General features: G+C 44.4%; 12 protein-coding genes. 4 read left to right on the top strand and 8 right to left on the bottom strand.

The features are described from left to right. The first annotated feature begins 1 nt into the window (after position 1). Positions 2-313 carry a hypothetical protein gene (locus QUA47_RS19765; protein WP_333431997.1) on the top strand — a complete coding sequence of 104 codons (312 nt, stop codon included), beginning with the start codon at positions 2-4 and terminating at the stop codon, positions 311-313. A 201-nt stretch (positions 314-514) separates the two neighbouring features. Here QUA47_RS19765 and QUA47_RS19760 read toward each other — a convergent pair whose 3' ends face one another. Together QUA47_RS19760 and QUA47_RS19755 are read right to left on the bottom strand one after the other, a co-directional pair. Continuing rightward, on the bottom strand, positions 515-2,803 hold the full coding sequence (locus tag QUA47_RS19760; RefSeq protein WP_333431996.1) for a fibronectin type III domain-containing protein: 2,289 nt from the start codon (positions 2,801-2,803) through the stop codon (positions 515-517). 422 nt (positions 2,804-3,225) lie between these two features. Beyond that, the gene (locus QUA47_RS19755) at positions 3,226-3,576 is read right to left on the bottom strand and encodes a hypothetical protein (RefSeq protein WP_333431995.1); all 351 of its coding nucleotides are present in this window, start codon (positions 3,574-3,576) and stop codon (positions 3,226-3,228) included. Between the two features lie 559 nt (positions 3,577-4,135). On the opposite strand from QUA47_RS19755, the gene QUA47_RS19750 reads away from it, so the two are divergent. Further along, positions 4,136-7,525 (top strand): RNA-binding domain-containing protein, encoded by a 3,390-nt coding sequence (locus QUA47_RS19750; RefSeq protein WP_333431994.1) that lies wholly within the window; start codon positions 4,136-4,138, stop codon positions 7,523-7,525. 520 nt (positions 7,526-8,045) lie between these two features. On the opposite strand, the gene QUA47_RS19745 is transcribed toward QUA47_RS19750, so the two are convergent. Both QUA47_RS19745 and QUA47_RS19740 read right to left on the bottom strand, forming a co-directional pair. Beyond that, positions 8,046-8,528: an Hsp20/alpha crystallin family protein gene (locus tag QUA47_RS19745; protein ID WP_333431993.1), complete on the bottom strand. Its 483-nt coding sequence runs from the start codon at positions 8,526-8,528 to the stop codon at positions 8,046-8,048. 262 nt (positions 8,529-8,790) lie between these two features. Next, complete coding sequence (locus QUA47_RS19740) at positions 8,791-9,153, bottom strand: DOPA 4,5-dioxygenase family protein (RefSeq protein WP_333431992.1); 363 nt, start codon at positions 9,151-9,153, stop codon at positions 8,791-8,793. 133 nt (positions 9,154-9,286) lie between these two features. Here QUA47_RS19740 and QUA47_RS19735 point away from each other — a divergent pair, with 133 nt between their 5' ends. Both QUA47_RS19735 and QUA47_RS19730 read left to right on the top strand, forming a co-directional pair. Then, the gene (locus tag QUA47_RS19735) at positions 9,287-10,042 is read left to right on the top strand and encodes an alpha-L-fucosidase (protein WP_333431991.1); all 756 of its coding nucleotides are present in this window, start codon (positions 9,287-9,289) and stop codon (positions 10,040-10,042) included. Beyond that, positions 10,039-10,554: an alpha-L-fucosidase gene (locus QUA47_RS19730; RefSeq protein ID WP_333431990.1), complete on the top strand. Its 516-nt coding sequence runs from the start codon at positions 10,039-10,041 to the stop codon at positions 10,552-10,554. The genes QUA47_RS19735 and QUA47_RS19730 overlap by 4 nt, the downstream gene beginning before the upstream one ends. 75 nt (positions 10,555-10,629) lie before the next feature. On the opposite strand, the gene QUA47_RS19725 is transcribed toward QUA47_RS19730, so the two are convergent. The 4 genes from QUA47_RS19725 to QUA47_RS19710 all read right to left on the bottom strand — a co-directional run bounded on the left by QUA47_RS19725 (position 10,630) and on the right by QUA47_RS19710 (position 13,513). Continuing rightward, positions 10,630-10,854: a hypothetical protein gene (locus tag QUA47_RS19725; protein WP_333431989.1), complete on the bottom strand. Its 225-nt coding sequence runs from the start codon at positions 10,852-10,854 to the stop codon at positions 10,630-10,632. 167 nt (positions 10,855-11,021) lie between these two features. Beyond that, entirely contained in the window at positions 11,022-11,672 is a 651-nt protein-coding gene (locus QUA47_RS19720) for a thermonuclease family protein (protein ID WP_333431988.1), read from the bottom strand. A gap of 109 nt (positions 11,673-11,781) precedes the next feature. Further along, entirely contained in the window at positions 11,782-12,120 is a 339-nt protein-coding gene (locus tag QUA47_RS19715) for a tetratricopeptide repeat protein (protein ID WP_333431987.1), read from the bottom strand. A 13-nt stretch (positions 12,121-12,133) separates the two neighbouring features. Continuing rightward, the gene (locus QUA47_RS19710; protein ID WP_333431986.1) at positions 12,134-13,513 is read right to left on the bottom strand and encodes a Rieske 2Fe-2S domain-containing protein; all 1,380 of its coding nucleotides are present in this window, start codon (positions 13,511-13,513) and stop codon (positions 12,134-12,136) included. Positions 13,514-13,747 lie beyond the last annotated feature (234 nt).

The raw sequence follows: 13,747 nt of genomic DNA, 5'->3' as shown, positions 1-13,747 counted from the left end.
AATGAATTTATTGACTTTGTTGCACAATTTCCTCACGAACACCACCAACATCTTGAATTTCGTGCTGTCGGTCGAACTGGCGGTTGCTTGCACCTGCGGGCTGTGGCAGGGCTTTTGGCTCGGTGAAGCAAGTGTTAGCAAAATAGCCCTACTAGCTACAATCGCCACAATCATGTTTCGCTTGTGGCAATCATGGCCGCATGAGTGGGTCTGGTTCGCGACCTGGCCTCAATGCGCGTTCTGGGTGTTTGTTGGGGGATTGGTCGGCTGCACTTTCAGGTGGGGTGTCGAACGAGCGTTTTCCCCCGACTGAGAATTTAAGGATAGCGCAGTGGAGGATTGGCTCAAAAAAAACCCCCAGGAGAATTACCATTGAGGGAGAGTTAAAAATTCGTTAAATTTATTTCGCGTTCTGTTCGGAGTTTGAGCGATCGTCCTACCTCCTTCACCAACTCACAGATTGTTGGCGAAAACCGACAGCCAATCCTGAGATTCCAATCACGCAATATCTCTATCACCAAGTGGTAGTGAATGTATTGCTCCAAAGCATACCTGTTATATCGCTAGAGTTTGGTCGTCCATCATGTGCAGAAAAGGAAAAGTTCTCTCCAGGGGCACCGCCTATCAAATATCCGAGTATATCGTCAATATAAAGTGGAGGAAGTACGTTTTTTGGATCGATAACTGCTGTTAGATTGCCAGAAGAATCGGAAGTGAACTGTAATAACGGAAAAGTCGATCGAAGATCGTTAATTGTATATCCATAGCTATTGGTAATGCTACCTGTCACTGTAAGGCGTACATACACGGTACGAGATGGTAAGAAGTTTCTGCCTTTCAGAGTAAAGGTGTTTCTATCATAGGAATCAATCACAGGTGGCGGTGGTGGCGGTTCTGGTTTTAGCGTGAAGGAAGAAGACGCAAATCCACTTACACCAGATGTATTTTTTGCTCTAACTTGCCACGTATAGTTAGTAGCGTAATTGAGTTCCGTTGCAATTTGAAAACTCGTGCCCGTGATTGGTGTTAATGGAACGATTGCAGTACCGCCGCCCCTGACTTCTAGCTCGTAACTATCTGCGCGACCATCCTGACCCGCCCCCGGATCGTGCCACGATAGCGTAGGTTTTCTATCGACTCCAGTTGCCCCTTGCGATGGCTTATCTAGAATCGGAGGCGCGGGAACTGGTCGAACGACCATAACAATTTTTTCTGGTTGAGTCCTCAGTTCGCAGAGCGATTGAGAAACACGCAGCTTATTCCCTACAGCAAGTTTTGCATTCAGTGCAACTGCGCTTGTTGATTGTGGCGATGCAAATGCTGTTCCAGCCAGTTCCCATACTCCGTCTTGAGTTGAAAGATAAACTTCGATTAATGAACCCGGTACAGTATTACCGACAACAACACTGGTTGTTCCGCTGTAAGCAGGTTCAACTATTATTGGTGGCTTTATCTTGGGATGCTGCAAAACTTCAGCCGCATTTGATTTGATAGGAGTGTCGTCACAGGCCCACTGCAAAACCCAAATTTTATCTTTCTCTCGAAGATATGGTGTAACTGGGATAATTGCTTGTGTATCGTAAACAGCAACAAAACCACTGATGGGAGCTTTTTTCCCAGTTTGGTTATCCGCTCGCCAGACTTGTAATATGGCTCCCGGATGCACCCCTTCTACAAACACAGCTCGACTGCAAGCATACAGCGGTTCAAGTAATTTTACACCCGGAATGCTTGCCGTTCGCGGATCGACTTTAACTGCTGGCGAACTTTGCGGACTGGATACAGAACATAGTTCTTGCATGGCGGTCACTGAACCGGAGGGCAACGGATCGACCATAAAATCGTACACAGCGCTGTTAGGTGGAGCCATGCCACTGTACTTGGTTCCATTTACCTTAATGGAAACGAGCGCACCGGGTGTAAGATTTGCAACGCGAACAAACCTTGCTCCAGAACACAAGGGAGGAATGATAACGGGTGCAGGAACCCCCTGTGGTTTTTCAACACGTACTTTAGGTGAAAAAACGCTATTTTGCTCGCATTTGACCCATAAGTTTTGTTTTATTGAAATCGCATCTCCTTCATCGAGAGGCTTGCTCACTCTCAACCAGAGGGCATTCCTGTCGAATCCAGCGACATCGACAATTCCAGAGCCTCGTTGTAATGTTACAGTTGCCCCATCGTACACATTGCTTACCAGCACTGCTGTCTGGCAACCCAGCACTGGCTGTTTGATAGTAGGTGGCGGAAGTTGTCTGGGAGTTGCTGGATCGGGTTGACCAAAAACGCTGGGTCCTTTACCTGCTGGTATAGATTGCCATGCAGTTACCGTTCCCGCAGGAAGTCCTTCGCTTAACTTCAATCGCGCGCCATCTTCCAAAGCAACGGCACTGCCTTTAGTTGAACCGTTGAATTCAACCTCAACTTTGGTACCTGGAATCGCCCCAGTAATCCACAAATATTCGCCGCATTTATAGAGATGACTCAGAAACCCAACGTGTCCAAGTTGGCCGGGCACTGACGGCACATCTTGTACTGATACGCTTAGAGATTTGGGTGGATCGGGACTTTTATCTCCTCCCAGTTCTTGCCGAGCCATTAAAATATCGCCATTTTGAAGGGTGACTCCTGGGAGCAGCGATATTCGATCGTCACCTCCAGAAGCAATGCCTTTGGCTATATCTCTTAGATTGGCTCCAACAGCAACAACCAAAATAGTCGCTCCTGGTAATGCTCCTTGAATGCGTAAGGATGTGCTTAATTCCGATACGGGCCCAACAATTGTTGGTATACATAAAGGCATAATTTCTTCCTCGCTATGTTGCAATAATTAAGACGATAAATAACTCTTCATTACTGACTATTTAGAGTTTTTTCAATGCTGTGTAGGTTCAAGTTCAGATTAACTTAGCTGTCTAGCTTGAGGTTGCCAAAATGGCAAAAATACGGGAAATTGCTAAAACTGCTAAACTTTACGCACCAAGAGTTTTAGATGTTACTTCGATCGGTGGTGACAGCTCGCATACTGAAATGTCAGCACAAAAAAATACATAGCTTGACCACCGAACTCTTGAGCATCAGCGATACCATCAGGATAACTTTGACCCAAAATGCCTTACCAGTCGCATTTTCGAGTGACACTCATTTGCGGTAACTCATTTGAGCTACAGTCTGACTCTGCAACCACTAAAACTAAGAATCGCGCAATCTCTGTTGCCGATCACCTCACACCGAATCATCCATCCACCCGCACTCCAGGCAATCCCAATGCACCGGGGGTGTTTCGTACTTCGGATAAGTCATTTTACATTGGGGACACCGGCCGGTAAACAAGGGGTGGGTGTCCAAAAGTTCTAGCTGCTGTTCCAAAGTCCACCGCTGCGGAGGTTGCAAGATTAGTTCGCCGTTGTAGTAGCTTGCACCTTCGGGTTCCCACAGTTCCTCTGATGCGGTGTTGGGGTCTTCTCGAAAGTCAATGCAAGTATTGGTGTTAGGGCCTGTGGGATGGACGGCACAGACGAGGTGTGGGTTGCGGGCGTAGAGGAGACAGCGATCACATTCAGGAATTTTGGGCATGGCGGGGGGTGTTGGGGTTTTGGGTTTGGGTTTTTTAGTTTCCCAAAAATCTGGGTGTTCGGAGCGATTGCACTCGTGTCAGAACATTGCTGCCTTAAGTAGATAGGTAACGAGAAACACAACCATGTAAAGAATTGTGAATATACATAGGAATGGGTTCCAGTCCAAAAAGTCCAGAACCGTCGTGCCGCTGCAAGGGAAGCATACTGACCACCACCATGAGCTAACAGATGGAGGGCTAGTGATGGATTCCTCAGCAGTATGTCACAATGGAAACGTATGAACTTCCACGTCCGAAAAAGAATTCATTTAAGAGCGCTCACACTTCCTAACCCCGAATCTGATCACATCCAACTCAGTGTCATACAGTAAGCGGACTCCATTAAGAGCGATCGTTCTCGGATTCTATCAATCCCTTAAATAGCTATCGTAATGTTAATTGGATATTAAACTTTACAGATTGAGTGAGGTGCGACAAAATCGGCTACACTTTTAACTCCAGCAACAGTTACCGTTATCATTAAAATAAAAGTTTAGCAAAATTATTTATCCCGAAAAAATGCCAAATCCCAAAGAAGTTTTTGACTGTCCCCTTCAATACTGGACTTTTTTAACATCTCCGACCGATTCTCAATTTGAAGGACAATATTTTGACCGCAAGGAGGCTGGTCGCAGAGAAGATAATGGTTGCGTTAGTAAAGGTCAAATCAAAACTCTTCTCGACCAAATTACAGAATGTATTTCTGCTTTTGCCAATACTGACGGGGGACTTTTAGTTTTAGGAATTTCGCAGACAGGCGAAGTAAAAGGCACGAACCATCTCAATGAAAATCAAATTAATCAAATAACAAACATTAATAAACTGCTAGTGAGCCAGTCGGCAGTAGTAAAATTTTATGAATGTCAAGATGCTTCGACTTCGCCCAATAAAATTTGCTTGATTTACGTTCCAGGTAGCGAACGTGGAATTTGTGAAACTCTGGAAAGTCCCCCAAAAGCTTGGCGAAGATATGGGTTTCAAAACCTTTGTTTAACTGACGAACAAAAAGAGCGACTTCGCCGCGATAAAAAGATTGTTGATTTTGAAAGGCAGTATTGTTGTTCCTACAACCCTGACGAGTTAGATCGAGGGGTTTTAAACGAATTTCGACAGGTATTTTTGAAAGAGGCTGAATATAATTACGATGACGATCAGTTACTTTATGAAGCAGGAGCTTTGATTAAAGACGGGAGTAACTATGCTTTTACTAATGCAGGCTTACTATTTTTTGCTGCTAATCCCCAAAGAGTTATGCCTTGGTGTTATATCCGGCTACTGCGATTTGAAGTTGTGAATGAAGATAGAGATAGAAGACGACTGCCAACTTTTGAAAAAAAGTTTAGTGGTTCGCTTACTAAACAAATTCGCAATTTGAGGACTTTTTTTCAAGAATCTGCATTTTTTAAACTTTACCAAAGAAGAAATATTGATGGGGGGTTTACGGAAGAACCTGAATATCCTTACCTCGCTATTGATGAAGCAATTGTCAATGCAGTAGTGCACCGAGATCATGCTGTCAGATTGCCCATTGAATGCGAATCTTATAAGGATGCTTTTGTAGTTCGCAATCCGGGGCGTATTCTCCAAAGAGATCACGAAGTTCCCTCACAGTTTACGCTCGCTAATACAATTCTTAACTCTACACCTCGCAATTCTAAATTGATTGAATGGCTTAAAATAATGCGCGATCAGCGAGGGGCTGCCTTTGTTAGGGCGCTGAGTGAAGGTACTAAGCAAATGCGCGATCAAATGGATAAGTTAAGTTTACCTGCTCCTTCGTATAAAGTCAATCAGGCTGAAACTACCCTAATCTTGTACAATAATTCAGCCGAACGCGAGGCGAAGTTCGCTGAAGAGGCTGTACTTGAATATAGTAAGTTTACTAATTTATTCCCCCTAAGTTTTAATCTGGAAAATGGGGAGAGTCTAGATAGAAAGTTTTTAGATCAAAGACAAAAGGATATTATGTTAGCCTTGAAAGATGCGCTGCTTGCGAACGGCTGGTATATTGACTCTTTAAAGTTTGGAAGTATTGTAACTCACTATAAAGGCGCACATATTCCTCAGAATGAAACTATGGACAAAATTGTGAGATTCTATCAATCTTATTCATTTCAGTTGCGACGATACTATGAAAGTTATTATATTTGTATCAACCCGAAATTAGAGGTTAAAAATATTCAAAATATTTTAGATTTGCTTACAGACTATCCGGCTGATTTTTGGATTAATAAGACAGCTTTGGCTAGATGGCAAGGTAGTTGGTACTATGGAAAAATTATTTCAATCAGCCATGAATGGACTAATCTATATCTCTTTGATTTCGACAAAGAAGAACAGGTTTGCAGTCAGTTAGTCATTCCCGATATCCCACTCAAGACGCTCGAAGAAATTATCAAAAAAAAAGGAATAAATTTTAATTTTTCTAGCTCCATTAGAGAACTGAGTTTATCGGCAAAACCAGGTTCAGCCAGAATTAGAGCAGAGAAAACAATGGCGATTGCCAAACAGTTATATCAAACTATCTTCAAACCTCTAGTGTTTGGAGGGATTAGCATATCGATGAAGTCCTCACCATTATTACTATCCGAGCGAAAGCGCTCGCCAGGCCTGCCAAACAGGCGCTCGCGACATTTAGAAGTTAACAGCCTACTCGAACCAAGCGTCGAATTCCATCGACGCCAAGAAGCGGTAGATATTCGGGAAGGGATTACAAAATTTGGGGCTTATAGCAGCGAACCAAAAAATATTGAAATTGTCCCCATTTGTCCGCCTAATTACCGAAAAATTATGGGCGAATTAATAGAAAGACTAAAAACAGGTAAATATAAATATCGAGGTTCCGAGCGTACCTTTAGCACCCGATTTACTTACAATTCAATTATTACACCTCCTTCACCCGAATCAACTTTAGATGAATGCAAGCGCTTGTTAAGCGAACATTCTAATTGGATAGCCGATGAAAGTTTGAGCCGAATTTTGTTGATTTATACACCCAAGGGCAGGTATTCTATAGATGATGAGAATTCTCCTTATTATCAGTTAAAACGTTTTCTATTAGAACAAGGTATTCCGTGCCAAATGCTTGATACTCCTACTCTAGAAAAGCCCGATTGGAAAGATCTAAACTTGGCTTTAAATCTTGTAGCAAAATGTGGGCTCACTCCTTGGGTATTGCCTGATGCTATCCCTGATGCAGATTTCTTGGTGGGTTTATCTTACACCCAAGAAAGCAAAGGTAGTCGAGGGCGACTTATGGGCTATGCAAATGTTTTTAACCAGTATGGAAGATGGGAGTTTTATTGTGGCAATACGGAAACTTTTCCTTACGAAGATCGAAGTCAATACTTTGAAAAATTAATTTTACAGACTTTCGAGCGCTTAGAACTTTCTGAAACTCCTCATATTTATTTCCATTACTCCGCTAAATTTTCCAAGGACGATCGGGCAGCAATTTTAAAAGCCGCTCGCTTGGTAAGACCCCAAGGTACTTACTCCTTTGTTTGGATCAATACCCATCATAACGTCAGGCTATATGATAGTCGAGTTGAAACTGATGGTAGTTTGAGCCGAGGGAGTTATGTAATTACGTCTCCCAACCAATTTTATCTGTCAACTACAGGCTATAATCCTTATCGCAAAATACTAGGAACCCCTAAACCACTTGAAATTAATATTTGGATCGAATATCCAGAAAGTATGCCTACACCTCCTCCTGACTTAAAAGCTATAGCCGTACAGATTCTCAGCTTAACTAAACTTAATTGGGGTTCTACCGATTCGATTTGTGCCGAGCCAATTACTACTAAATATGCTGGCGATATTGCGTATTTAACGGCTGCATTTTTGCGACAGTCTAATTCATTTGCTTTGCATCCTGTACTGGAAAATACTCCCTGGTTTATTTAGTTAAGCAAACTATTTAATACAAAAAAATGTCAGGCTAAAAAATATCCAAACACGTTTAGCCGCTAAACTGTCTATTCCGACAAAATATTTAGAAACTATCTGTGTCAGTCAAAGGTCTAGCCTTGGAGATGAATATCAACTGCGTGTAGCGCTGCACTGGCTAATTCAACTGTAAAGTTAAGTTTTACTCTCGCTCCCCATTTGGCAATTTGGCAATTTTAATTGGCATTGAGCCGAAATACGCGCTTTCCGACTCAATAGAAGTGGTGCCCACAAGCGTGAAATATTTTGACAGACTAACTGGAATCACCGTCAGTTCACGGCATCTGTAGGTAAATTTTCGCTTGGCTTTCCCCAAATAAAGAATACCGAGAGCAATGGTCGCTCCCGGTATCAACTTTTCCAGTTCCGTTGTTGTTAGATAAATCCAATCAGATTCAATGAAAGGAAAATTGGCCTCACTCAATTCAGCACAGATTTCAGCGTACTGAGTTCACCACTAAACACGCTTGCCCCGTCGTTATTGGTTAGCCTGTTCCAGAGCAGGAGTCGCTGGAGTTCCAGCAATTTCGGCCAAATTAATCTTGACGACTTTATTGCGAGCTTCAGTTACTTTGGGCAGAGTTAGCGTTAGAATGCCATGTTTGTATTCAGCTTGCACAGAGTCCTTTTGAATGTGTGCGGGCAAGGGAAGCGTCCGGTGGAATTTGCCGTAGCGGAATTCAGAGCGGACGTAGCGGGGTTTTTCTTCTGTGTTTTCGCAGCGGCGTTCGCCAGAGATAGAAATTGCTTCGCGGGTGACTTGAACGTCAATGTCTTTGGGGTCAATTCCAGGCAGTTGCGCTTTTAATACGAAGTTGTCCCCAGCATCAGCAAATTCCACAGCGGGCACCCAAGTGGCTTGTGAGTTATCTTTCGTTGTTGCCCGTTGGTCAAAAACTTTATCGAGTTGTTGACGGATGGTTTCAATTTCTGTGAATGGTTGCCAATAGCGCATCAACATAATCTGTCACCTCAAAGATTGGTAAGACTTTATAAGTTTGTTTTGGTTGAAGCTCATTGCTTACAGCTATTATGATGCCGTTTTCTAAGTGAGAGGAATAGTCAGGATAACCCTACTCTGTTGGTCGTATTTGCCCGAATAAGTGCGAAACAATCACAGTAATGGGCAGTGAAGAAAACCGTACAAAGCTATTCCTAGAAACCGAAAATGCTGTGTCAACGCCATGATGAGCCAGCCGAGCGAACTCTGCTGGCGTGCGAACTCACCCGCTGGTGCTGGCCGTTTTAGGTCGCAGGACTTCGACATTCATCTCTAGTTTTTCTCCCAGCCACAAAGAATGTGTTGTATGGTCTGCCAGATCGTCGCCTGTTTCGGGATGGACGAGAATATTTAGTTCCTCACGGTGGAGCATCAACCAAGGAACGACTGTGCCAAACTGCGGGGGTAAAAACGCAACTTGATACATGGCTTGGGGGTGGGGGCCAATGGGTTTATCGTGCCAACGCCCTAGCTGCACCTCAAACTGAGCCAATCCTTCGCGCACGCGCTCTGCTGCATCGCGGCTATCACTGTCAAAGTAAATATGTGCGTGAAAACCAACAATTTCGATGGTGTCTGCTTTCATGATTTTCAGTGGGGTATTATGGGGAGGTTCATTGCAGCCAAATCCAACAAAGAAGTATACCCTAGCTTATTAATTTTACCTGCGAGTAAACATTACTCTTTCAGCAATGCCGCCTATATTTTAGGGTAAACCAATGACTCAAGAAAATAACTGGTTTGAGACAGCACGATTGGGAATGTTTGTTCACTGGAGCCATAGCAGCCAGTGTGGGTACGAAGTATCTTGGCCGTTGGTGGGAGGCGTCTTTAGCTTGCCGTACTGCCAAGATGTCCCGGTAGCGGACTATCACCGCACCGCCCAAACTTTCAATCCGACTGAATACAACCCTCAAACTTGGGCTAATTTAGCCAAACGCTTGGGGATGCAGTATGTGATTTTGACCGCTAAACATCATGATGGATTTTCCTTATTTCATACCCAGCAATCCGACTTTTCTATTGAGTATGCGCCGTACAAAAAAGATATTGTCCGAGAATTTGTGGAGGCGATGCGGGCTGAAGGTTTGCGAATTGGGTTGTATTTTTCCTTAATTGATTGGCATTACCCTGACTACCCGGCTTTTACAGAAGCCGATAAACCGTATCAGTTTGGGAAATTCAGACAGCCGACGACTTCTCAGTGGGAGCGCTACCTTGAATTTATGTTCGCTCAAATCAGAGAATTGTTGAGCAACTACGGAAAGATTGACTTGCTTTGGTTTGATGGCGGTTGGGAACGAAAACCAGAACAATGGCAAGCTAAACAGCTACATGAAATGATTCGCTCGCTGCAACCGCATTTGTTAATCAACGATCGCCTCCCTGGATTTGGAGACTTCGATACCTGCTTTTCAATTCATTCCCCCCCAACCGCCTCCGCGCACTTGGGAAGCTTGCCTAACTCTGAATGAAAGCTGGGGGTACAACCCTCTATGACACCCAATTCAAGTCAGCTCGCCAACTTATTCATACTCTCTGTGAAGTTGCAGGTAAAGGTGGCAATTTGCTGTTGAATGTCAGTCCTATGGGCAACGGGCAGATTCAATCTGAACAATTGGAATTGTTGCAATTCGTAGAAGAATGGATGAGTGTCCATGCCCAGAGTATTGTAGGAACACAGCCTGGACTGGAACCTTGGCAATTCTACGGCCCTTCTACTCGGCGGGGCAATCGCTTTTACTTATTCTTGCTAATGAAGCCCTACGAGTCAGTAACAGTACGAGGTGTACCCATTAAACGGATTCAAGCAGTTGCTATGGTAGGTGGAGGGGAATCATTACAATACTCAACCCGCTGTGCCATTGTCGATTCTATGTTAAGTGCCGATCCTCTTGGGGAGTTAACGATTCAAGTGCCTGAAGAAGCTATCAATTCCTATGCTACGGTGATTGAAGTTGATATTGCTCCAGCCAACGATACTTAAAGCAAGATATAACCAGTGTAGCGATCGCACTTCTTCACTTCCTACCCCACTCGTCAGATCGCATCCAACTCAACATCACGCTCGCACTTTGGGTTCCATCTCGTACAAATCCCGCAACACGACCTTGATATTGGGACACGACGAGAAATAATTAGTTAGTTTGCAGATGCAATGGGGGTTCGGGTTGCGTGTATATAAAGTGTAGCGACCGTACTCTTCGAGATTGGGGGCATGAGTTGGTGTTGGGTTTGGTTCGGTTTCTCCAACAATTGGCGTATTGGTGGCGATCGAAATATTCAATGTAGCGGCAAGGGTTGGGGGCTGTCCGTCTGAAAATTATCGTTTCCTGACCTAGCTCCAATGGCTACAACCCTAGGCTGAGAAATATATTTTCTTGACCGAGCCTTACATTAATCGAAATGGCGGATTTCTTTTAATTCCCCTACCCTACGCTGTTCTCATCTCTATCAAACCCATGTAGATATGGCTGTAGGTTGACTAGAGGAGCGTTTTTTTGGGGAAGGACTCGGTTGACCTCCGGGGCTAGTGGGAATTGTTGGCCAAGGACGTGTAGGACGTTTTTTTGGGGAAGGACTCCTAGTTGGCTGAGGACTACGAGGACTACATTGATTTTTTCTATAATTCCAAGGAGGGCAAGGACTATTTTGATTCCATAATCCAATTCCCTGCTGTTGGGCGGTAGTCTGAGCTTGACGCAATTCTTGAGCGATCGTGCCACATTTACCAATACTAATGTAATGTTCATAGACCCATGCTTGCCCTTCTTGCACCATTTGTAAATTAATATTTTTATTGCCGAAAACTATTAGAACTACCAAGAATTTGTGTTCAAATAGACCTTTATATACAGGTTGAACTTTGATTGATGTACCTTTGGGAAGTAGGGTGCTAAGGCGATTAGATGCCTCTTTTCCACCTTCTTGATCTATTTCTGGTGTGTCAATGCAAGCTAACCTTACTGTTATATTTTGACCGTTGCTGTTGCGAATCATGAGGGTGTCGCCGTCGCTGACGCTGACTACTTGGGCATTAATTTGAGTGTTTGTTACCTGAGAAACCTGAGCAGTAATTGCTGGGGCGATCGGTGCGATGAACATCAGTTACTAGATTCTGTGTAGTATTTGCTCGATTCTTAATTGCTGATTTTGCTGTGGGAGTTGCCCGTTTCTTTGCAGTGCTATCTTATTTCTCGCTATGCGTTGCTCTCTAGGGATTTACAGCGCGTTTCCTGGCTTCTGATGCTTTGATATCATAACCGGAGTTAGGATTAGCTTGGTGCAGTTGCATTAACAGGTCGATATAGAACTTGTAATACTCCTGCACTGTGGCAAAGTATGAGCGACGGAGGTCTGAGCTGGCTATATTACTGCGGAGGTTTTCGATGGTTTTGAGAGAGGATTCAATGTCGTTGAGGGCTTCGGTAAGATTGTGTAGATCGCGTTTGACAGCAGCCATGCTGTAGAGGGTGAGAGCTTCCCCGCGGAGGTCACCAGTTGCCCGCCTTAGAGGCAGGGACTGGCTTGTGAAATTTTCATAACTCCCCACAAAAAATTAACACTTACTTTTTCTGGGGTACATTTCGAGGCGGGACAGCACGACCTTCATAAAACCGGCGCTCTAAGTTACCTAATCCCCACCATACCAATGCAGCAGTAACCGGCAGCAAATTTAGGAACACAGAAGCATGATTCGCTAACGGTAAAACCGCCCATAAAATGATGCCCAAGAATGTCACAATCAACCGAATTCGTTTCAAGTTGGCAAGCGCACGCCGGCAACTCCCACAATTGACTGTATGCGAATGATAGCGCTCTAGCAATACTTCAGTAGATAGGGGAGGTGACAGTGATTCCCCAGGAAAAGGATCGGCAGCAAATTGATTCACCCATTGACGTAAGTGGGAGACAAACGTATCTGCTTTAGTAGGCAAATAAAACGCCTTACTAAAGCGTTCACTACCCCCCTTGGCTTCTAAGTAACGCTCTTGGTAATGCAAGAAGATTTGGTCATCTTCTAAGATATTATTTTGCCCAATGTGAGAATACCAGCGCGGGGTGAGTTTGATAAAAAAGGCGGGAAGAGGGGAGGAAAACTTGAAGGGAAACCGAGCAAACACCCGACACTCACCCTTACGAATGGGCGTGGCATAAACAACAGTCATTGTTCTGCCAAACTGCTTTGAGGTCAGGTCATGCCACATTAAATTGGGAGCAATAAAGCGAGTATGTTGCTGCCCTAGCGTGCCTTTGCGTGGGCCTTCTTCCCACAAGCCGGTGAACCCTTGCTTGTTTGATGAGCACACTTCTAACTCAACCGGGGCAGCATTTGCGCGGTTGCCGACGGATTCATGGTGTGTAAATGGCACATGACTGGCATCCAACACATTTTCCAGTAGTGTCAGCGCATCATAGGGCAGATCGCGAAATGTGTTGAGGCAAATCCATTCCTCGGGCGATTCCTCAAGCGGTTCAATAATTGGGACAGCCACTTTTGGCGCCTGGTCTGGTTGACCCGGATAAACAAACAGCAATCCTTGGCGCAGCGCAGTCGGTAATGATTGAACACAAGCCCGTTTTGATTGTTGTGGCGTTGTCCCAGCTCCTGCTTGTGGGATGCGCTCGCACGCGCCATCGCCTTGAAATGCCCAGCCGTGATAGGGACATTCCAGCAATCCGTCTTCAGCAATTCTCCCTTCAGAGAGGGGCGCTAACCGATGGGGACATTGATCCTCAAAAGCTCGCCAGCAGTTAGCTTGAGTGTCCCACCACAACACCATGTCTTGACCTAGTAGGGTAAATTTATTAGGCTTAGTCTTGTCTAAATCTTCAACATAATGGACGGGATACCAGGCTTCCTTGCAGTCAAATCGAGTTGGGTCAGTGCCGCCGGCAAAAAGTTCATTCGGCTGGTTGACTGAGACTTGCGCTTCGGTCAGCATATTCAAACGATTTAAATTTGGCTTAAGAACAAAGATACTTTACACATCTTAACAACTCACTCACGTCATGCAAGGAGTGATGATTGTGCATTGTCAATATTTAGCGATTCATGGGGAAGTCAAAGGCTGCTGAGTTTCCAAAGCCTGCACATCGCAGGTCATAATAATAGCAATTCTCTAAACGCTCACGACTTTATTAGTTCCGAATTAGAACCGGGATGTAACCAGTGTAGC

Origin of the sequence: Microcoleus sp. MON2_D5 (assembly GCF_036701905.1) — a bacterium.
Lineage (GTDB): Bacteria > Cyanobacteriota > Cyanobacteriia > Cyanobacteriales > Microcoleaceae > Microcoleus.
The sequence above is the reverse complement of the archived record's forward strand: the minus strand, read 5'-3'. Positions and strand labels throughout refer to the sequence as shown.

Bases quoted from the DNA above. Each gene is read 5' to 3' on its own strand.
- QUA47_RS19765 (WP_333431997.1), top strand. From the start codon at position 2: ATGAATTTATTGACTTTGTTGCACAATTTCCTCACGAACACCACCAAC.
- QUA47_RS19760 (WP_333431996.1), bottom strand. From the start codon at position 2,803: ATGCCTTTATGTATACCAACAATTGTTGGGCCCGTATCGGAATTAAGC.
- QUA47_RS19755 (WP_333431995.1), bottom strand. From the start codon at position 3,576: ATGCCCAAAATTCCTGAATGTGATCGCTGTCTCCTCTACGCCCGCAAC.
- QUA47_RS19750 (WP_333431994.1), top strand. From the start codon at position 4,136: ATGCCAAATCCCAAAGAAGTTTTTGACTGTCCCCTTCAATACTGGACT.
- QUA47_RS19745 (WP_333431993.1), bottom strand. From the start codon at position 8,528: ATGTTGATGCGCTATTGGCAACCATTCACAGAAATTGAAACCATCCGT.
- QUA47_RS19740 (WP_333431992.1), bottom strand. From the start codon at position 9,153: ATGAAAGCAGACACCATCGAAATTGTTGGTTTTCACGCACATATTTAC.
- QUA47_RS19735 (WP_333431991.1), top strand. From the start codon at position 9,287: ATGACTCAAGAAAATAACTGGTTTGAGACAGCACGATTGGGAATGTTT.
- QUA47_RS19730 (WP_333431990.1), top strand. From the start codon at position 10,039: ATGAAAGCTGGGGGTACAACCCTCTATGACACCCAATTCAAGTCAGCT.
- QUA47_RS19720 (WP_333431988.1), bottom strand. From the start codon at position 11,672: ATGTTCATCGCACCGATCGCCCCAGCAATTACTGCTCAGGTTTCTCAG.
- QUA47_RS19710 (WP_333431986.1), bottom strand. From the start codon at position 13,513: ATGCTGACCGAAGCGCAAGTCTCAGTCAACCAGCCGAATGAACTTTTT.